Annotated in this window: 20 protein-coding genes and 1 tRNA gene; 6 read left to right on the top strand and 15 right to left on the bottom strand. The window is 58.7% G+C overall.

The window, feature by feature from the left end; translation table 11 throughout:
- Positions 1 to 6 precede the first annotated feature (6 nt).
- The 9 genes from fdx to trmJ all read right to left on the bottom strand — a co-directional run bounded on the left by fdx (position 7) and on the right by trmJ (position 7,161).
- The gene (gene fdx, locus ACS4NR_RS16150) at positions 7 to 348 is read right to left on the bottom strand and encodes an ISC system 2Fe-2S type ferredoxin (RefSeq protein ID WP_007964424.1); all 342 of its coding nucleotides are present in this window, start codon (positions 346 to 348) and stop codon (positions 7 to 9) included.
- The gene (gene hscA / locus ACS4NR_RS16155; RefSeq protein WP_456017871.1) at positions 348 to 2,213 is read right to left on the bottom strand and encodes a Fe-S protein assembly chaperone HscA; all 1,866 of its coding nucleotides are present in this window, start codon (positions 2,211 to 2,213) and stop codon (positions 348 to 350) included. Before hscA ends, fdx begins: the two co-directional genes overlap by 1 nt.
- Positions 2,214 to 2,264: 51 nt before the next feature.
- Positions 2,265 to 2,786: a co-chaperone HscB gene (hscB, locus tag ACS4NR_RS16160; RefSeq protein WP_008084660.1), complete on the bottom strand. Its 522-nt coding sequence runs from the start codon at positions 2,784 to 2,786 to the stop codon at positions 2,265 to 2,267.
- Positions 2,787 to 2,794: 8 nt separating this feature from the next.
- On the bottom strand, positions 2,795 to 3,118 hold the full coding sequence (gene iscA / locus ACS4NR_RS16165; protein WP_003227904.1) for an iron-sulfur cluster assembly protein IscA: 324 nt from the start codon (positions 3,116 to 3,118) through the stop codon (positions 2,795 to 2,797).
- Between the two features lie 28 nt (positions 3,119 to 3,146).
- Positions 3,147 to 3,533, bottom strand: a complete 387-nt coding sequence (gene iscU, locus ACS4NR_RS16170) for a Fe-S cluster assembly scaffold IscU (protein WP_003227907.1) — start codon at positions 3,531 to 3,533, stop codon at positions 3,147 to 3,149.
- Between the two features lie 83 nt (positions 3,534 to 3,616).
- Positions 3,617 to 4,831 carry an IscS subfamily cysteine desulfurase gene (locus tag ACS4NR_RS16175; protein ID WP_041071812.1) on the bottom strand — a complete coding sequence of 405 codons (1,215 nt, stop codon included), beginning with the start codon at positions 4,829 to 4,831 and terminating at the stop codon, positions 3,617 to 3,619.
- A gap of 47 nt (positions 4,832 to 4,878) precedes the next feature.
- Entirely contained in the window at positions 4,879 to 5,370 is a 492-nt protein-coding gene (gene iscR / locus ACS4NR_RS16180; protein ID WP_003227911.1) for a Fe-S cluster assembly transcriptional regulator IscR, read from the bottom strand.
- Positions 5,371 to 5,610: 240 nt separating this feature from the next.
- The gene (gene cysE / locus ACS4NR_RS16185) at positions 5,611 to 6,387 is read right to left on the bottom strand and encodes a serine O-acetyltransferase (RefSeq protein WP_003227913.1); all 777 of its coding nucleotides are present in this window, start codon (positions 6,385 to 6,387) and stop codon (positions 5,611 to 5,613) included.
- Positions 6,388 to 6,390: 3 nt separating this feature from the next.
- Entirely contained in the window at positions 6,391 to 7,161 is a 771-nt protein-coding gene (gene trmJ, locus ACS4NR_RS16190; RefSeq protein WP_027612138.1) for a tRNA (cytosine(32)/uridine(32)-2'-O)-methyltransferase TrmJ, read from the bottom strand.
- A 145-nt stretch (positions 7,162 to 7,306) separates the two neighbouring features.
- Between trmJ and suhB the strand changes: the two genes are divergently transcribed.
- Positions 7,307 to 8,125 carry a type III secretion system regulator SuhB gene (gene suhB / locus ACS4NR_RS16195; RefSeq protein WP_007964419.1) on the top strand — a complete coding sequence of 273 codons (819 nt, stop codon included), beginning with the start codon at positions 7,307 to 7,309 and terminating at the stop codon, positions 8,123 to 8,125.
- A gap of 249 nt (positions 8,126 to 8,374) precedes the next feature.
- Here the strand turns inward: suhB and ACS4NR_RS16200 are convergent, their stop codons facing one another.
- The 6 genes from ACS4NR_RS16200 to queA all read right to left on the bottom strand — a co-directional run bounded on the left by ACS4NR_RS16200 (position 8,375) and on the right by queA (position 14,478).
- A complete protein-coding gene (locus tag ACS4NR_RS16200; protein ID WP_027612139.1) occupies positions 8,375 to 8,923 on the bottom strand; it encodes a glycine zipper 2TM domain-containing protein in 549 nt (182 codons plus the stop codon).
- Between the two features lie 121 nt (positions 8,924 to 9,044).
- Positions 9,045 to 9,959, bottom strand: coding sequence for a protein translocase subunit SecF (secF, locus tag ACS4NR_RS16205; RefSeq protein WP_095136888.1), 915 nt, complete (start codon positions 9,957 to 9,959; stop codon positions 9,045 to 9,047).
- Positions 9,960 to 9,968: 9 nt separating this feature from the next.
- A complete protein-coding gene (gene secD, locus ACS4NR_RS16210; protein WP_095136887.1) occupies positions 9,969 to 11,837 on the bottom strand; it encodes a protein translocase subunit SecD in 1,869 nt (622 codons plus the stop codon).
- A 64-nt stretch (positions 11,838 to 11,901) separates the two neighbouring features.
- On the bottom strand, positions 11,902 to 12,240 hold the full coding sequence (gene yajC, locus ACS4NR_RS16215) for a preprotein translocase subunit YajC (RefSeq protein ID WP_016773317.1): 339 nt from the start codon (positions 12,238 to 12,240) through the stop codon (positions 11,902 to 11,904).
- A 43-nt stretch (positions 12,241 to 12,283) separates the two neighbouring features.
- On the bottom strand, positions 12,284 to 13,399 hold the full coding sequence (gene tgt, locus ACS4NR_RS16220) for a tRNA guanosine(34) transglycosylase Tgt (protein ID WP_161794909.1): 1,116 nt from the start codon (positions 13,397 to 13,399) through the stop codon (positions 12,284 to 12,286).
- Between the two features lie 14 nt (positions 13,400 to 13,413).
- On the bottom strand, positions 13,414 to 14,478 hold the full coding sequence (gene queA / locus ACS4NR_RS16225; protein WP_095136886.1) for a tRNA preQ1(34) S-adenosylmethionine ribosyltransferase-isomerase QueA: 1,065 nt from the start codon (positions 14,476 to 14,478) through the stop codon (positions 13,414 to 13,416).
- Positions 14,479 to 14,586: 108 nt separating this feature from the next.
- On the opposite strand from queA, the gene ACS4NR_RS16230 reads away from it, so the two are divergent.
- From ACS4NR_RS16230 to ACS4NR_RS16250, 5 genes are all read left to right on the top strand, one after another.
- Positions 14,587 to 14,671 (top strand) — tRNA-Leu (locus ACS4NR_RS16230).
- Between the two features lie 164 nt (positions 14,672 to 14,835).
- Positions 14,836 to 16,077, top strand: coding sequence for a tyrosine-type recombinase/integrase (locus ACS4NR_RS16235; RefSeq protein WP_264365733.1), 1,242 nt, complete (start codon positions 14,836 to 14,838; stop codon positions 16,075 to 16,077).
- A gap of 244 nt (positions 16,078 to 16,321) precedes the next feature.
- Positions 16,322 to 17,242, top strand: a complete 921-nt coding sequence (locus ACS4NR_RS16240; protein ID WP_456017872.1) for a hypothetical protein — start codon at positions 16,322 to 16,324, stop codon at positions 17,240 to 17,242.
- Between the two features lie 88 nt (positions 17,243 to 17,330).
- Positions 17,331 to 17,597: a helix-turn-helix transcriptional regulator gene (locus tag ACS4NR_RS16245; protein ID WP_085655305.1), complete on the top strand. Its 267-nt coding sequence runs from the start codon at positions 17,331 to 17,333 to the stop codon at positions 17,595 to 17,597.
- A complete protein-coding gene (locus ACS4NR_RS16250) occupies positions 17,594 to 17,899 on the top strand; it encodes a hypothetical protein (RefSeq protein ID WP_456017873.1) in 306 nt (101 codons plus the stop codon). The genes ACS4NR_RS16245 and ACS4NR_RS16250 overlap by 4 nt, the downstream gene beginning before the upstream one ends.
- Positions 17,900 to 18,195 lie beyond the last annotated feature (296 nt).

Here is an 18,195-nt window from a genome sequence, read left to right on the forward strand (position 1 = left end):
TACCAGTCAGTGCGGCGCTTCGGCCGCATGGTTAAGCGAATATTTCGGGATCTCGACGGTGATGTCTTCTTCACCAACGATAGCCTGACAGGCCAGGCGCGATTGCGCTTCCAGGCCCCAGGCGCGATCGAGGAAGTCCTCTTCCAGCTCGTCAGCCTCTTCCAGCGAGTCGAAACCCTCGCGGATGATGCAGTGGCAAGTGGTGCAGGCGCAGACGCCGCCGCAGGCGCTTTCCATCTCGATGTGATGTTCGTGAGCCAGCTCGAGAATCGAAGTGCCGGGTTCGGCCTCGACGACCATGCCTTCAGGGCAGAACTTCTCGTGGGGCAGAAAAATGACCTGCGGCATCAGATATCCTCGATTTCATTCAGATTGCGCCCCGACAAAGCGGCTTTCACCGTCAGATCCATGCGGCGGGCGGCAAAAGCATCGGTCACTTGCGACAGACGCTTGGTCTGCTGCTCGATGGCATAACCATCGGTGCCTTTCATCAGTTCGGCCAGTTCCTGCATCTGCAGCTCGATGACCATGCGCTCTTCGGCGTCGAGCAAACGCTCGCCATCGGCCTCCAGAGCACCCTGCACCGCTTCGATCAGGCGCTGGGCATCGACTTGCTGCTCACGCAGAACGCGGGCGACCTTGTCGTCATTGGCGTGCTGGAACGAGTCCTTGAGCATCTTGGCGATTTCGCCGTCGGTCAGACCGTAGGACGGCTTGACCTGAATGCTCGCTTCAACGCCCGAACCCAGTTCACGGGCGGAAACGCTGAGCAGACCGTCGGCATCGACCTGGAAGGTCACGCGAATCTTCGCCGCACCAGCCACCATCGCCGGAATGCCGCGCAATTCGAAACGCGCCAGAGAGCGGCAGTCGCTGATCAGCTCGCGCTCACCCTGCAACACGTGGATCGCCATGGCCGACTGGCCGTCTTTATAAGTAGTGAAGTCCTGCGCACGGGCGACCGGGATGGTGGTGTTGCGCGGAATCACCTTTTCCATCAGCCCGCCCATGGTTTCCAGCCCAAGGGACAATGGAATCACGTCGAGCAGCAGCAGTTCGCCGCCATCACGCTTGTTGCCAGCCAGCGTATCCGCCTGGATCGCGGCCCCGATGGCCACCACTTGATCCGGGTCGATTTCCGTCAATGGCTGACGGCCGAAGGCTTCGGCAACGGCTTCACGTACACGTGGAACGCGGGTCGAACCGCCGACCATGACCACAGCATGCACGTCTTCCAGCTCAATACCGGAATCACGCACGGCGCGGCGGCAGGCTTTCAGGCTGCGCGCGACCATTGGCTCGATCAGCGCATCAAAGGCTTCGCGAGTCAGTTGGGCTTTCCAGTCACCGTAGGCAACTTCAACACTCGCCGCATCGGTCAGGGCTTCTTTTGCTGCGCAGGCGGTTTGCAGCAGATTGCGCTGCGCACCCGGATCGAGATCGGCGGACAGGCCCGCGCTCTCGATGATCCAGCCAGCAATCGCGTGATCAAAGTCGTCGCCGCCCAGCGCACTGTCGCCGCCAGTGGCCAGCACTTCAAAAACGCCGCCGGTCAGACGCAGAATCGAAATATCGAAGGTGCCACCGCCGAGGTCATAAATGGCCACCAGGCCTTCGGCATGCTGATCCAGACCGTACGCCACAGCGGCCGCAGTCGGCTCATTGAGCAGACGCAGCACGTTCAGACCCGCGAGTTTCGCCGCATCTTTAGTGGCTTGACGCTGAGCATCGTCGAAATACGCCGGCACGGTGATCACCGCACCGACCAGCTCGCCACCCAGGGTCGCTTCAGCACGCTGACGCAGCACCTTGAGGATATCGGCGGAGACTTCGACCGGGCTTTTCGGGCCTTGTACGGTGTCGATGAACGGCATGTGCGATTCGCCGCCAATAAAGCGGTATGGCAGTTGCTCGCCCAATTGCTTGACGTCGGACAGACCACGCCCCATCAGGCGCTTGACCGACAGCACAGTGTTCAAGGGATCGGAGGACGCGGCCAGTTTGGCCGACTCGCCAACCTCGACGCGGTCGGCGTGATAACGCACGGCGGACGGCAGGATGACCTGCCCGTCAGCGTCGGCCAGTGGTTCGGAAAGACCACTGCGCAACGCAGCGACCAGCGAATTGGTAGTGCCCAAGTCGATCCCCACAGCCAGACGACGCTGGTGCGGTTGAGGACTTTGGCCGGGTTCGGCGATCTGCAGTAGGGCCATCGTGATCAGGACTTATCTGTATATCAGGCGTGCGACCGGAGCGGCACTGGGTTAATCGTCGAGGCGCTCTTCTAACTGGCGCACTTCGTAGGTGAGCTTGTCGAGGAACTGCATGCGCCGCATCAGGCGTTCGGCCTGTTCGCGCTGCGCTGCATCATCCCAACAGGCTGCGAAGCTTTCGTTGAGTTCTTCCTGAGCCACTTTCAGGCGCCGCTTGAATACTGCGACACCGTCGAGGTCGGCACTGTCCTGAAGGTCTTCGAGCTCTTCGCGCCATTGCATCTGCTGCAAGAGAAACTCGGGATCATGGACCGTGACTTCCATCGGCACTTCATGCCCGCTGATGGTCAGCAGGTAGCGTGCGCGCTGGGCCGGGCTCTTGAGCGTCTGGTACGCGTCGTTGAGCCGCGCAGACTGCTCGAGCGCCGAGCGCTGCTCGCGCTCGGAAGCGTCGGCAAAGCGGTCAGGATGAACGCCGCGCGCCAACTCACGATAGCGCGTGGCCAACTGCTCGAGATCCAGACGGAAGCTCGGCTGCAGCTCGAATAAAGCGAAATGACAAGGAATACCCACGACAAGCCTCAGATGTTGAAGCTTTCGCCGCAGCCACATTCACCGCGTACGTTGGGGTTGTTGAACTTGAAGCCTTCGTTCAACCCTTCCTTGACGAAATCGAGCTCGGTGCCGTCCAGGTAGGCCAGGCTTTTCGGGTCGATGATCACTTTTTCGCCGTGACTTTCGAACACCTGATCCTCGGCAACCACCTCGTCGACAAACTCCAGCACGTAGGCAAGGCCGGAACAGCCTGTGGTGCGAACACCCAGACGAATCCCTTCACCTTTGCCGCGCCCGTCGAGGGAGCGTCGCACGTGTCGAGCAGCCGCTTCTGTCATGCTGATAGCCATCGTTGACTCCTTACTCGTCGCGCAATGCTTAGATCAAGCCTTTCTTCTGCTTGTAGTCGCGAACAGCCGCTTTGATAGCGTCTTCAGCGAGTACCGAGCAGTGGATTTTCACTGGCGGCAGGGCCAGTTCTTCGGCCAGCTGAGTGTTCTTGATGGTCTCGGCTTCGTCCAGGGTCTTGCCCTTCATCCACTCGGTGGCCAGGGAGCTGGAAGCGATTGCCGAACCGCAGCCGTAGGTCTTGAACTTGGCGTCTTCGATAACACCCTGATCGTTGACCTTGATCTGCAGACGCATCACGTCGCCGCACGCCGGAGCGCCGACCATGCCGGTGCCGACATCCGGGTCTTCCGCGTTCATCTTGCCGACGTTGCGCGGGTTTTCGTAGTGGTCGATGACCTTTTCGCTGTAAGCCATGGTGCTTAATCCTCACTCATCAGAGAGTCGCTCTTTAAGCCCTGCAACCTGGGGTCGCAGGGCCGGTTCGCGGCGACTTGAAATCAGTGTGCCGCCCACTCGATTTTCGAAATGTCGACACCGTCTTTGTACATGTCCCACAGCGGCGACAGAGCGCGCAGCTTGGTAACGGCCTCGCAGACTTTCTGCGCGGCGTAGTCGATTTCTTCTTCGGTGGTGAAACGGCCGAAGGTGAAACGGATCGAGCTGTGTGCCAGTTCGTCGTTGCGGCCGAGGGCGCGCAGAACGTACGAAGGTTCCAGGGAGGCCGAGGTGCAGGCCGAACCGGACGATACCGCCAGATCCTTGAGCGCCATGATCAGCGACTCGCCTTCAACGTAGTTGAAGCTCAGGTTCAGGTTGTGCGGAACGCGGGCGGTCAGACTGCCGTTGACGTACAGCTCTTCCAGATGCTCGACCTGCTTGTAGAAGCGGTCGCTCAGGGCTTTGATGCGCACGTTTTCGGCAGCCATGTCTTCCTTGGCCACACGGAACGCTTCGCCCATGCCGACGATCTGGTGGGTCGCCAGGGTGCCGGAACGCATGCCACGCTCGTGACCGCCGCCGTGCATGGTCGCTTCGATGCGCACACGCGGCTTGCGGCTGACGTACAGCGCGCCGATACCTTTAGGGCCGTAGGTTTTGTGGGCGGAGAACGACATCATGTCGACTTTCAGCTTCTGCAGATCGATCTCGACCTTGCCGGTGGACTGAGCGGCGTCGACATGGAACAGAACGCCCTTCGAACGAAGCAGTTCGCCAATGGCAGCGATGTCGTTGATGGTGCCGATTTCGTTGTTCACGTGCATCACCGACACCAGGATGGTGTCTTCGCGCAGTGCTGCCTCGATCATCGCCGGGGTGATCAGACCGTCTTCAGTCGGCTCGAGGTAGGTCACTTCGAAACCTTCACGCTCCAGTTGGCGCATGGTGTCGAGGACAGCCTTGTGTTCGATCTTGCTGGTGATCAGGTGCTTGCCCTTGGAGGCATAGAAATGTGCCGCACCCTTGATAGCCAGGTTGTCGGACTCGGTAGCGCCCGAGGTCCAGACGATTTCACGCGGGTCGGCGTTGACCAGGTCGGCCACCTGACGACGAGCGTTTTCGACGGACTCTTCAGCTTTCCAGCCGAATACGTGGGATCGGGACGCCGGGTTACCGAAGTTTCCGTCGACCAGCAGGCATTCACTCATCTTTTGCGCAACGCGCGGATCGACCGGGGTGGTCGCAGAGTAATCAAGGTAAATCGGCAATTTCATGGACTATCTCCTAAATCAGGGCTGGCGTTCCGCTAGCTCTTCGGCTGTCATTCGACGGCGGACGCTTCAATCTTGTCCAGGCGTGGCGCCTTGCTGTTGCAACGGCGCTGGTCCTGACGCTGGGCTACTTCTTGCACCTCACGGCGAGTCACAAGATCAGCCAAGCTGATACCACTTAGAAATTCGTGAATCTGCAGGCTCAGGTCGCACCACAAGTGGTGAGTCAGGCAAGTGTCGCCGGAATGGCAATCACCCTGGCCCTGGCACTTTGTAGCATCGACCGATTCGTTGACCGCATCGATCACCTGAGCCACCTGGATGCCCTGCATGTCGCGCGACAGCTGGTAACCACCGCCTGGACCGCGAACGCTGGAAACCAGGTTACTGCGGCGCAGCTTGGCGAAAAGCTGTTCGAGATAGGACAGGGAGATGCCTTGGCGCTCGGAGATATCGGCCAGGGACACCGGCCCGTGCTGCGCGTGCAACGCCAGGTCAAGCATGGCGGTCACGGCGTATCGGCCTTTTGTAGTCAGTCGCATGGACAATTACCACGGAGTTCGGAATGGGCGGGAGTATGCAATTCCCGAGCATTTAAGTCAACTATAAGACCTAGTGCTTTAGTCGGGTTTACCCGCAAAAGAGCGCGCGCATCATAGCAAAGGCTGGCGGCGTACAGCCAGCGGTACCGCGTTATCGTTCTTCGCGAGCAAGCCCGCTCCCACAGGGGAGATGCATTCCAATGTGGGAGCGGGCTTGCTCGCGAAAAGCAGCGCCGCGGTTTAGCTGGCCTGGCTCTGATCCTTGCCCTTCACGCAGGCAAAGTCTTCTTCACGCAGCTCAGGCAGATCTTTCGCACAGTAATTGCTGCCCAGATCCTTCAGCGCGCCGCACATCCCCTCCAGTCGCCCGTCCACCGCCTGCAGGTGATCGAGCAACTGACCGATGGCACGGGCCACCGGGTCGGGCATGTCTTCGCTGACACCATAGGCATCGAAACCGATCTTCTCGGCCATCGCCTTGCGCTTGGCGTCCTGCTCTTCATCGGTTTTGACGATGATCCGCCCCGGAATCCCCACCACTGTGGCGCCCGGCGGCACTTCCTTGGTGACCACCGCATTGGAACCGACTTTGGCGCCAGCACCCACCGTGAACGGCCCCAGTACTTTGGCGCCGGCACCCACGACAACGCCGTCACCCAGCGTCGGGTGGCGCTTGCCTTTATTCCAACTGGTACCACCAAGGGTCACGCCCTGGTAAATGGTCACGTCATCACCGATCTCGGCGGTTTCACCAATGACGATGCCCATGCCGTGATCAATGAAAAAGCGCCGACCGACCTTGGCACCCGGATGAATCTCGATCCCGGTCAGCCACCGACCGAAATTCGAAACCAGCCGCGCCAGCCATTTCAGCTCGTTGCGCCAGAGCATCCCGGCCAACCGATGAATCCAGATCGCGTGCATACCGGGGTAGCAGGTCAGGACTTCAAAAGCGTTACGCGCCGCCGGGTCTCGATGGAATACGCTCTGGATATCTTCACGCAAACGCTCAAACATCATTCAGTCCTTCCGCTTAAGAAGCTCACCACGGGCCGCTTTTTGGGTTTCCGTGAGGATGCCACGCAAAATATTCATTTCCGCCCGGCTGACCGAGCTGCGTCCGTACAACCGGCGCAGGCGCGCCATCAAGTGCCGCGGCTTTTCCGGATCAAGAAATTCGATGGCGACCAGCGTCTGCTCCAGATGCTCATAAAAGCGCTCCAGCTCATCCATGGTCGCGAGCTCGGCGCTTTTCACCGAGGCCACTTCTTCTTTCTCGATCTTGGTCGGCTGCCCTTGAGCAGCCAGCCAGGCCATGCGCACTTCGTAGCTCAACACCTGCACCGCCGCCCCGAGGTTCAACGAGCTGAACTCAGGATCGGAGGGGATGTGTACGTGAAAGTGACATCGCTGCAGCTCCTCGTTGGTCAGGCCGGAGTCTTCACGACCGAACACCAACGCGATCTGCGCACCCTGCCCGGCCTCCTCGACCACTTTGCTCCCGCATTCGCGGGGATCCAGCAATGGCCAGGGAATGCGGCGGTCACGGGCACTGGTGCCGAGCACCAGATTGCAGCCGACCAAGGCGTCTTCCAGAGTGGCGACGACCTGCGCGTTTTCAAGGATGTCACCGGCACCGGAAGCACGGGCATCGGCTTCGTGATGCGGAAACAGGCGCGGTTCGACCAGCACCAGCCGCGACAGACCCATGTTTTTCATGGCGCGCGCGGCCCCGCCGATGTTGCCGGGGTGGCTGGTATTGACCAGGACGACACGAATGTTCTGCAGCAAGGGAGGCGCTCTCGGACACAGGAAAGGGGTGCAAATCTTACAGAACAGCCTACCGTTAAGCTATGAAAGCGAACAGCGACCTTCACCTGAAGAAAAGTTCTGATAGAATGCGCGGCTTTCTTTAACAACCTTAGGTGACACATCCATGCAGCCCATGCTGAATATCGCGCTGCGCGCCGCCCGCAGCGCCAGTGAACTGATCTTCCGCTCCATCGAGCGCCTGGATACCATCAAGGTCGACGAAAAAGACGCCAAGGATTATGTATCCGAGGTCGATCGCGCCGCCGAACAGAAAATCATCGATGCTCTGCGCAAGGCTTACCCGAATCACTCGATCCAGGGTGAAGAGACCGGCATGCACGTCGGTAACGGCATCGAAGGCGAAGAGTACCTGTGGATCATCGATCCGCTGGACGGCACCACCAACTTCCTGCGCGGCATTCCTCACTTTGCTGTCAGCATTGCCTGCAAATACCGTGGTCGCCTGGAACACGCTGTGGTTCTGGATCCGGTTCGCCAGGAAGAATTCACCGCCAGCCGTGGTCGCGGCGCTCAACTGAACGGTCGTCGTCTGCGCGTCAGCGGTCGCACCAGCCTCGAAGGCGCCCTGCTGGGTACCGGCTTCCCGTTCCGTGACGACCAGATGGACAACCTCGACAACTACCTGGGCATGTTCCGCGCCCTGGTTGGCCAGACTGCCGGTATCCGCCGCGCCGGTTCCGCCAGCCTGGACCTGGCCTACGTGGCTGCCGGTCGTTTCGACGCGTTCTGGGAATCGGGCCTGTCCGAGTGGGACATGGCTGCAGGCGCCCTGCTGATCCAAGAAGCCGGCGGCCTGGTGAGCGACTTCACCGGCGGTCACGATTTCCTTGAAAAAGGCCACATCGTCGCCGGCAACACCAAATGCTTCAAGGCAGTGCTGACGGCGATCCAGCCGCACCTGCCAGCTTCGCTGAAGCGCTAAGCTTCCGGCGAAACGCAAAAAGCACCCTTCGGGGTGCTTTTTTTATGCCTGCGATTCAAGCCCCACCACAAAGACCCTGTGGGAGCGGGCTTGCTCGCGAAGGCGATCTACCATCCGGAATCAATGTTGACTGACCCACCGATTTCGCGAGCAAGCCCGCTCCCACATTGGGATTGTGGTGATCTGGCGTAGAATCGCAGGCACAAAAAAGCACCCCGCAGGGTGCTTCTTTTTTAATCGATCAGACCGTTATTGAGCAGGCTGATTCTGCGACAGAATCAACTTGCCTTCCTTGTCGACCGGAATCTGGTTGCCCGGATCGCGATCCATTCGCACTTTGCCTTCCTTGCCATCGAGCGAATAACGCACGTCGTAACCGACAACTTTGTCACTGATGTCATTCACGGTGTTACAGCGAGTCTGGGTGGTGGTGTAGGTGTCGCGGTTCTGCATGCCTTCCTGCACCTTGTTACCGGCATAACCGCCACCCACCGCGCCAGCGACCGTGGCAATCTTCTTGCCGGTACCGCCGCCGATCTGGTTACCCAGCAAACCACCCGCTACCGCACCAATCGCGGTACCGAGGATCTGGTGTTGATCCTTGACCGGCGCCTGGCGGGTTACAGCAACATCCTTGCACACTTCACGTGGAGTCTTGATCTGTGTTTTGACCGGTTCTACGGCCAGCACTTGCGCATACTCAGGGCCGCTTTTAACCAGGCTGTAGGTGGCAACAGCACCCCCGGCAGTCACACCGACAGCACCCAATACCGCACCAACCAGCAACGACTTGTTCACATGAACCTCCTGACCATCACATGCGGGACGCGCCCGCGCTTCTCCCAGCCTTGGAGCATAAAAAAAGGCGCGAGTTCAACTCGCGCCTTTTCCGGGCTGACAACCGGTGAAGCGATGGCCGTTATGGACGGTCGTCGACTTCCTTCTCGGTGTTGGCCGGAGGAATCAGATCCTCGGTGCTCAGGTTCAGCCAGATCAGCACCACGTTCGCGATGTAGATCGACGAGTAGGTACCCGCCAGCACACCGATGAACAGGGCAATGGAGAAGCCGAACAGGTTGTCGCCACCGAAGAACAGCAGCGCCGCAATCGCCAGCAAGGTGGAGATCGACGTCGCCATGGTCCGCAGCAGGGTCTGGGTGGTCGAGATGTTGATGTTCTCGATCAGCGAAGCCTTGCGCAGCACACGGAAGTTTTCACGAACCCGGTCGAACACGACGATGGTGTCGTTCAGCGAGTAACCGATGATCGCCAGTACCGCCGCCAGCACTGTCAGGTCGAAGGTGATCTGGAAGAACGACAGGATACCGATAGTCACGATCACGTCGTGAATCAGCGAAACGATGGCGCCGACCGCGAATTTCCACTGAAAGCGGAAAGCCAGGTAGATCAGGATGCCGCCGAGCGCCAGGAGCATGCCTAGGCCGCCCTGATCGCGCAGTTCCTCACCTACCTGCGGGCCGACGAACTCGACACGCTTGACCGTCGCCGGGTTGTCGCCACCGACTTTCTGCAGCGCGTCTGCTACCTGATGGCCCAGCTGCGGGTCTTCACCCGGCATGCGCACCAGCAGGTCGGTGGTCGCACCGAAGTTCTGCACGATGGCTTCGTGGTAACCGGAAGTCGCCAACTGCTCGCGCACTTTGGTGACGTCAGCCGGACGCTCGTAGGTCAGCTCGATGAGCGTACCGCCGGTGAAGTCCAGACCCCAGTTCATGCCCTTGGTGGCGACACTGAACAAAGCCAGCAGAGTGAGGAATACTGTGACGCCGAACGCGAAGTTGCGAACGCCCATGAAGTTGATTGTACGTAACATGGCAGCCCCTTAAATCCACAACTTCTTGAAGTCACGTCCGCCGAAGATCAGGTTGACCATTGCGCGGGTCACCATGATGGCCGTGAACATCGAGGTAAAGATCCCGAGGGACATGGTCACTGCGAAGCCCTTCACCGGGCCGGTGCCCATGGCGAAGAGGATGCCGCCGACCAGCAGAGTGGTCAGGTTGGCGTCGAGAATCGCGGTGAATGCCCGGCCGAAGCCTTCGTTGATTGCACGCTGCACGGTCATGCCGGCGGCGATCTCTTCACGGATCCGCGAGAAGATCAGCACGTTGGCGTCGACCGCCATACCCATGGTCAAGACGATACCGGCGATACCCGGCAGGGTCAGCGTTGCACCCAGCAGCGACATCAGCGCCAGCAGCAGCACCATGTTCACCGCCAGTGCGACCGTGGCGATCACACCGAAGAAGCGGTAGATGGCGATGATGAACAGCGAGACGAACAGCATGCCCCACAGCGATGCATCGATACCTTTGGTGATGTTGTCAGCACCCAGGCTCGGACCGATTGTGCGCTCTTCAGCGAAGTACATCGGCGCCGCCAGACCACCGGCACGCAGCAGCAGCGCCAGTTCGGACGATTCGCCCTGACCGTTCAGGCCAGTGATGCGGAACTGCGCACCCAGCGGCGACTGAATGGTCGCCAGACTGATGATCTTCTTCTCTTCCTTGAAGGTCTGCACCGGCACGTCTTTCTCGACGCCGTCGACTACCTGCTTGGTGTAAGTGGTCACCGGACGCTGCTCGATGAAGATCACCGCCATGCTGCGACCGACGTTCGAACGGGTTGCGCGACTCATCAGCTCGCCACCATGACCATCCAGACGGATGTTCACTTCAGGTGTGCCGTGCTCGCCGAAACCGGCCTTGGCATCGGTGACCTGGTCACCGGTGATGATCAGGCCACGCTCGATCTGCGCCGGAGGACGGTTGCCCTCGCGGAATTCGAACGATTCGGAAGTGGCTTTCGAAGCACCCGGCTCTGCAGCCAGACGGAACTCGAGGTTGGCGGTCTTGCCGAGAATACGCTTGGCTTCGGCAGTGTCCTGCACGCCCGGCAGCTCAACCACGATGCGGTTGGCGCCCTGACGCTGAACGATCGGTTCGGCAACACCCAGCTCGTTGACGCGGTTACGTACCGTGGTCAAGTTCTGCTTGATGGAGTATTCACGGATTTCCGCCAGCTTGGCCGGGGTCATCGCCAGACGCAGCACCGGTTGACCGTTGAGGTCGGCCGGAACAATGTCGAAATCGTTGAAGTTCTTGCGGATCAACGCACGGGCCTGTTCACGGGAGTCAGCATCGCTGAAGCCCAGCTGAATGGCGCCATTGAGTTGTGGCAGGCTGCGATAGCGCAGCTTCTCTTTGCGCAGCAGGCTCTTGACGTCGCCTTCGTAGACTTTCAGGCGGGCGTCGAGGGCTTTGTCCATGTCCACTTCCAGCAGGAAGTGCACACCACCGGACAAGTCCAGACCCAGCTTCATCGGGTGCGCGCCGAGGCTGCGCAGCCATTGCGGGGTGGTTTGTGCCAGGTTCAATGCAACGACGTAGTCATCACCCAATGCCTTGCGCACAACGTCCTTGGCCGGCAGCTGGTCTTCAGCCTTGCTCAGACGGATCAGGCCGCCCTTGCCGTTGGCCGCCAGCGAGGCTGCCTTGACGTTGATTCCAGACTCACGCAGCGCGGTGCTGACGCGATCCAGATCGGCCTGATTGACCTGCAGTGCCGTGCTGGCGCCGCTGATCTGAATGGCCGGGTCATCAGGGTATAGATTGGGAGCGGAATAAATCAGACCGATCGCCAGCACCGCCAGGATCAGAATGTATTTCCACAGAGGATATTTGTTCAGCATCACGCCGCCCGTTATGAACGCGGGGCGCCTTGCGCGCCCCGTCGATTGAGTAGAAGTTGGAACCTTAGATCGCTTTCAGCGTGCCTTTTGGCAGCGTGGCGGCGATGGCGCCCTTCTGGAACTTCATTTCCACGGTGTCGGAAACTTCCAGAACCACGAAGTCATCGGCCACTTTGGTGATCTTGCCGGCGATGCCGCCGGTGGTGACCACTTCGTCGCCCTTCTGCAGGCTGCTCAGCAGGTTCTTCTGCTCTTTGGCGCGCTTGGCCTGTGGACGCCAGATCATCAGGTAGAAGATGACCAGGAAGCCGACCAGGAAAATCCACTCGAAGCCGCCGCCCATTGGGCTTGCAGCAGCCGGTGCAGCTGCGTCAGCCATGGCGTTAGAGATAAAAAAGCTCATTTAGCACTCCAGTTGCAAATGTTGAATCTTGGGGTCAGAAAACTCAGTCCAAAGGCGGAACGGGGAGCCCGCGTTTGGCGTAGAAGGCATCGACAAAGGCGGCCAATGTACCCTGTTGAATAGCCTCGCGCAAACCAGCCATCAGCACCTGATAATGGCGCAAGTTATGGATGGTATTGAGCATGCTGCCGAGCATTTCGCCGCACTTGTCCAGGTGATGCAGATAAGCGCGAGAGAAGTTCTGGCAGGTATAGCAATCGCAGGTCGGATCCAGCGGCGAATCATCATGGCGATGGAACGCGTTACGGATCTTCAGCACGCCTGTATCAATGAACAGATGCCCATTGCGGGCATTACGGGTTGGCATCACGCAATCGAACATGTCCACACCGCGGCGCACACCCTCAACCAGATCTTCCGGTTTGCCAACGCCCATAAGGTAACGAGGTTTGTCAGCCGGCATCATGCCCGGCAGATAATCCAGCACCTTGATCATCTCGTGCTTCGGCTCGCCCACCGACAGACCGCCGATGGCCAGGCCATCGAAGCCGATCTTGTCCAGACCTTCGAGCGAGCGCATGCGCAGATCCTGGTGCATGCCACCCTGAACGATACCGAACAGCGCCGCGGTGTTGTCGCCATGGGCGTTTTTCGAACGCTGGGCCCAACGCAGCGACAGCTCCATCGATACGCGGGCGACGTCCTCATCAGCCGGGTACGGCGTGCATTCATCGAAGATCATCACGATGTCGGAACCGAGATCGCGCTGCACCTGCATCGACTCTTCCGGGCCCATGAACACTTTCGAGCCGTCGACCGGGGAGGCGAAGGTCACGCCCTCCTCCTTGATCTTGCGCATCGCGCCCAGGCTGAACACCTGGAAGCCACCGGAGTCGGTGAGGATCGGGCCTTTCCACTGCATGAAATCGTGCAGGTCGCCGTGCTCCTTGATCACCTCGGTGCCCGGGCGCAGCCACAGGTGGAAGGTGTTGCCCAGAATGATTTCCGCGCCAGTGGCGACGATGTCACGCGGCAACATGCCCTTGACCGTGCCGTAGGTACCCACCGGCATGAACGCCGGGGTCTCGACGGTGCCACGCGGGAAGGTCAGCCGACCACGACGAGCCTTGCCATCGGTGGCAAGCAGTTCAAAGGACATGCGACATTCGCGACTCATTCTGTTTCCTCTGGGCCTGTGTGTTCAGGGGCAGTCGGGGCGGGATTACGGGTGATGAACATCGCATCACCGTAGCTGAAAAAGCGGTAGCCGTTGTCGACGGCAGCTTTATAGGCGGCCATGGTTTCGGGATAACCGGCGAACGCCGAAACCAGCATCAACAGCGTGGATTCCGGCAAATGGAAGTTGGTGACCAGGGCATCGACCACATGGAACGGCCGGCCCGGGTAGATAAAGATGTCGGTGTCGCCGCTGAACGGCTTGAGCACGCCATCGCGCGCGGCACTTTCCAGCGAACGCACGCTGGTGGTGCCCACGGCAATCACCCGCCCGCCACGCTCACGGCACGCGGCAACGGCGTCGACCACGTCCTGGCCGACTTCCAGCCACTCGCTGTGCATGTGGTGATCTTCGATCTTGTCGACTCGTACCGGCTGGAACGTCCCCGCACCGACGTGCAGCGTGACGAACGCGGTCTCGACGCCCTTGGCGGCAATCGCCTCCATCAGCGGCTGATCGAAATGCAATCCCGCAGTCGGCGCCGCCACCGCACCGAGACGCTGGGCGTAAACGGTCTGATAACGCTCGCGATCCGAACCTTCGTCCGGACGGTCTATATAAGGAGGCAACGGCATGTGCCCGACACGATCGAGCAGCGGCAGCACTTCTTCAGCAAAGCCCAGCTCGAACAGCGCATCGTGACGCGCGAGCATCTCGGCTTCACCACCGCCATCGATAAGGATCTTCGAACCCGGCTTCGGCGACTTGCTGGAACGCACATGGGCCAGCACGCGATGCGTATCGAGCACGCGTTCGATGAGGATTTCCAGCTTGCCGCCCGAAGCTTTCTGCCCGAACAGCCGCGCCGGAATCACTCGGGTATTGTTGAATACCATCAAATCGCCTGGGCGCAAATGCTCAAGCAAATCAGTGAATTGACGGTGTGCAAGGGCGCCGCTCGGCCCATCAAGGGTCAGCAGGCGACTACCGCGACGCTCGGCCAAAGGGTGGCGGGCGATCAGCGAATCAGGGAGCTCGAAGGTAAAGTCAGCAACGCGCATGATGGGGTTCGTCTAGCAGGGCCGGAAAGTCTAGCGGAATTATCAAAAATTGACCATGAAACGTGATTGACCAACGGTAATCACCTCTCTATACTTCGCCGCCATTGAGCCCTGATGGCGGAATTGGTAGACGCGGCGGATTCAAAATCCGTTTTCGAAAGGAGTGGGAGTTCGAGTCTCCCTCGGGGCACCACATAGCAGTATCTGAGAGTCTCTACCAGCCTCTCAGACCCAAAGAAACCGGCCACTTGGCCGGTTTTTTTGTGCCTGCTTGACTACCCCTGTCTCCCCTTATCCGTTGTATCCCTGTATCCCTGCTTGTATCCTGAGAAAAATACCTAACTTTGGGATACAAGGATGAAGCGCGCAGACATCAAGCGCCGCCCTCTCGCTGACACGACACTTGCGGGATTGGAGCCGGAATCAAAGGAATACCGGGAGCTGGACGGAAACGGCCTCTACTTCAGGGTTAAACCTGATGGTGGTAAATCCTGGCAGCTCCGCTACAAACGTCCGGCGGGCAATTGGGCTTGGATGGGGCTAGGGGGTTACCCGGAAGTGAGTGGTGCATTGGCGCGGGACAAAGCTGCCGAACTACGCAAGGTAGTTAGCAGCGGGGCCGATCCTCTCGAACAGAAACGCTCTGCCAAAGCTGCCATTGACGCTGCCAGGACTAGGACCTTCAGAGCTGCTGCGGAAGCTTGGCTTAAGGCCAAAGAAGAAAAGGGCCTCGCTCCCTCCACTCTTAACAAAATCCGCACTTACCTCGATAAGGACATCCTCCCGGCATTGGGAAATAAGCCCCTCGACGAAATCACCCGTACCGACTGCGCAGACCTCCAGGCATCCCTCGAAGCGCGAAACGCGCACAACGTGGCGGAAAAGTGTCGCACTTGGATCAATCAGATCTTCGGCCGAGCCATCGGCTTAGGGCTCACCGAAAACGATCCGGGTAGTCGCCTCCGTGACATTGCAGCCCAAGCCCCCAAGACTCAGCAGCATCCACACCTGCTGGAACCTGAGCTGGCTGAATTCCTCCACGCACTCAAAAACACACCAAGCAGACTGACAGCCCGCACCGCCGCTTGGCTTTGTGTCTGGACAGCATCGCGCCCTGGCATGGTCCGCTTGGCTGAGTGGAAAGAGTTCGACCTTGAGAAAGCTATTTGGACGACACCTGCTGCCAAGATGAAGATGCGTCGGGATTTTGTATGCCCCCTTCCCCATCAAGCTGTTACCGCTCTGAAGGATCTGCATTGCTTAACAGGACGGAGTCGCTGGCTTTTCCCCGGCGTAGGAGCCAAGAACCCAACTATTAGTGAAAACACAATCAACAAAGTCTTTGCAACCATCGGCTACAAGGGTCGCCTTGTTGGACACGGTACTCGGCACACCGCAAGCACGTTGCTTCGAGAACATGGCTGGCCGAAGGAGCATGTTGAAGCGCAGCTGGCTCACAAAGAGGAAGGCATCTCAGGGGTATACAACAAGGCCCAATACCTTGAGCAACGCGTAACGATGATGCAGTGGTATGCCGATCATCTTGATGGACTCGCAGCTGGCAATGTAGTGCAAGCCCAGTTTGGAAAGGCGGTATGAGATCACTTACCCAGACTATCTCTAAAACCGGTGTAACGGGTGTTACTCGTGTAACAACACCACCCAACCTATTGAAAATATTAGAATTTCTCAAGGTTACACCGGATCCGAGCTCGACAAACTCCGCGTGTAACGATGCTGACGTGTGTAACCGTCATCGAACCACAAGCCCCCTGCTGGCAGCTGTTTTGCCAGATACACCTCGCTGGGGCAGTACGCACGGTACGGGGCGAGGGGTATCTTAATGAACAGGAATCTTGGCACCGAAGCTTTAGAGCTTGAGATTGCCGGGGTAGACGTTGGCTGCCTGCTTTGGGATATTGATGAGGTCGAACTCGCTGTCCGTGAGTTGGCGCTATACAGCCAATTCTCCGAGCACTTCCGTGATGCGTTTACCTGCATCCACAATGCAACATCTTTCTGGCTCAAGGACGGCCAATACGCTGACTGTGCTGAATCAGCGATAAAGACAATGTTTCGACTTCGCGACCCTATTGAAGAGCATTTCTACTTTTCCGAACCGACCTCACTGCCCAGAGTCGTTCGCCGCTTCCTTGGCATTGATCATCCCGCAAGCGACACGCAACTCGTAGCGACTTATGCGCTTATTCAAGCTGTGCAGGCGGTTGAAGTCCTTGCGAACTGGCTATTCGACCTAGAACGCTCCCTCTACGATCTGGATCTAGATCTGGTGGAGCAGATCAGACAGACCGACCCCAAACAATACCTCCTCCTCATTCAGAGAGAACGAAAGCGAAAGAGCGACTTCGAAATCGAGGCACGAGAGGAGTTTGCTGATTTCAATGGCGAGGCCTCCAAGACTTTGATGCTTGCTTCACTTTATCAACAAGCGGACTGGGCGGACATTTCGCGCAATGACTTTAGCGCATCAGGTTTTCTGCGAAGAGCGCTGGAAAAGGCTTTTGCCACAAAAGCGTCGGAAAAGGGCAAAGCGGCCGGAAAGGCTAACGCCAAGCCAGGCACAATCAAACAAGAGAACACCAAGAAGCTTTTTGAGGACATAAGCAAAGCGGCAAAAAGCCAAATCTCTTCCAACCCCAACATAACGGAAACTGAATTAGTCAAAGCGCTAGTCGACTTGGGCAAGGCATCAGCCCCAACAGTTAGAAAATACCTGAGAAAAGGTAAATTTCTCCCTAGATAAAATTTCGCTGTACCGACGAAAAGCAAACCATGTTTGCTTTTTTTTCGTCTTTTAGTCTGCGCCTGTCTCTCACCTTACAGGCACGACTATGTCTAACTCCCGCGCGTCAACAATCAACCAAATTCCTTATCGCGACCCCGCGACAACCTTGATCAGAATATCCGAAGTCATGGCTATCGTTGGCCTGGCACGCCCCACTATTTACAAGCTAATGCAGTGCCCAAAGAGCGGCTTTCCACGCCCGGTAAAACTGAGCACAAGCACCGCACGCGGAGCGCCAGTGGCGTGGGTTCTTTCCGAAATCCAAGCATGGGCACGCAGCCGCATTGAGGCGCGTGATCAGGTGGCCGCATGAATCGCAAAATCGCAGAGAAAGCTTTGATGCATCCGTTTTCAGTGCTGCGTCAAATCGGGTTTTCACCTCGCCTTATGCAGCGCCTCGAGCGCTATCGCAGCAAGCAGGACAAATTAGGTCGCGTGGTCAGCGTGCTCAGCTGGGCCGACGGCACTTGGTGCGCCCTATCCCTCCATTGCGAAAAGACCGGGGCTGTTGTCGTCGACGAAGGCCAGCAGGTCGACGCTTACGAAGACGCCTGCTCCATGCTCAGCGGCGGCTTCCTACCTCTTCTATCCCTGCGCTGGGAAGCCCTTGCCTGAAACGAAAACGCCTCCGGGGGCGATCCGGAGGCGTTGAGGTCAATCTACATGCCCGAACAATTTATGCCGCACCTGAAAAAACCGCAAGCCATCAGCGCAGTTGCACTTTCGAAACACGGACGTTACTCTCTGGCCGTCGCTGCAAATTCAGCGACCGGGTTTGACGGCCCGATCAACAATAGGCGCACAGGCGCCCCCCATTACGATTGCAGGCGCTTTTTTTGTGCCCGCATTCCTGTTTATGGTGGCTGTGCGTGGGAGACCTTCGGGTCTGCCGGGTTCCTATTGTCCCGGTC

Source organism: Pseudomonas sp. JQ36, from assembly GCF_053851495.1.

Excerpts from the sequence above, each read along its gene's own strand:
- fdx (WP_007964424.1), bottom strand. The coding sequence starts at position 348 with ATGCCGCAGGTCATTTTTCTGCCCCACGAGAAGTTCTGCCCTGAAGGC.
- hscA (WP_456017871.1), bottom strand. The coding sequence starts at position 2,213 with ATGGCCCTACTGCAGATCGCCGAACCCGGCCAAAGTCCTCAACCGCAC.
- iscA (WP_003227904.1), bottom strand. The coding sequence starts at position 3,118 with ATGGCTATCAGCATGACAGAAGCGGCTGCTCGACACGTGCGACGCTCC.
- iscU (WP_003227907.1), bottom strand. The coding sequence starts at position 3,533 with ATGGCTTACAGCGAAAAGGTCATCGACCACTACGAAAACCCGCGCAAC.
- ACS4NR_RS16175 (WP_041071812.1), bottom strand. The coding sequence starts at position 4,831 with ATGAAATTGCCGATTTACCTTGATTACTCTGCGACCACCCCGGTCGAT.
- iscR (WP_003227911.1), bottom strand. The coding sequence starts at position 5,370 with ATGCGACTGACTACAAAAGGCCGATACGCCGTGACCGCCATGCTTGAC.
- cysE (WP_003227913.1), bottom strand. The coding sequence starts at position 6,387 with ATGTTTGAGCGTTTGCGTGAAGATATCCAGAGCGTATTCCATCGAGAC.
- suhB (WP_007964419.1), top strand. The coding sequence starts at position 7,307 with ATGCAGCCCATGCTGAATATCGCGCTGCGCGCCGCCCGCAGCGCCAGT.
- secF (WP_095136888.1), bottom strand. The coding sequence starts at position 9,959 with ATGTTACGTACAATCAACTTCATGGGCGTTCGCAACTTCGCGTTCGGC.
- secD (WP_095136887.1), bottom strand. The coding sequence starts at position 11,837 with ATGCTGAACAAATATCCTCTGTGGAAATACATTCTGATCCTGGCGGTG.
- yajC (WP_016773317.1), bottom strand. The coding sequence starts at position 12,240 with ATGAGCTTTTTTATCTCTAACGCCATGGCTGACGCAGCTGCACCGGCT.
- tgt (WP_161794909.1), bottom strand. The coding sequence starts at position 13,399 with ATGTCCTTTGAACTGCTTGCCACCGATGGCAAGGCTCGTCGTGGTCGG.
- queA (WP_095136886.1), bottom strand. The coding sequence starts at position 14,478 with ATGCGCGTTGCTGACTTTACCTTCGAGCTCCCTGATTCGCTGATCGCC.
- ACS4NR_RS16235 (WP_264365733.1), top strand. The coding sequence starts at position 14,836 with ATGAAGCGCGCAGACATCAAGCGCCGCCCTCTCGCTGACACGACACTT.
- ACS4NR_RS16240 (WP_456017872.1), top strand. The coding sequence starts at position 16,322 with ATGAACAGGAATCTTGGCACCGAAGCTTTAGAGCTTGAGATTGCCGGG.
- ACS4NR_RS16245 (WP_085655305.1), top strand. The coding sequence starts at position 17,331 with ATGTCTAACTCCCGCGCGTCAACAATCAACCAAATTCCTTATCGCGAC.
- ACS4NR_RS16250 (WP_456017873.1), top strand. The coding sequence starts at position 17,594 with ATGAATCGCAAAATCGCAGAGAAAGCTTTGATGCATCCGTTTTCAGTG.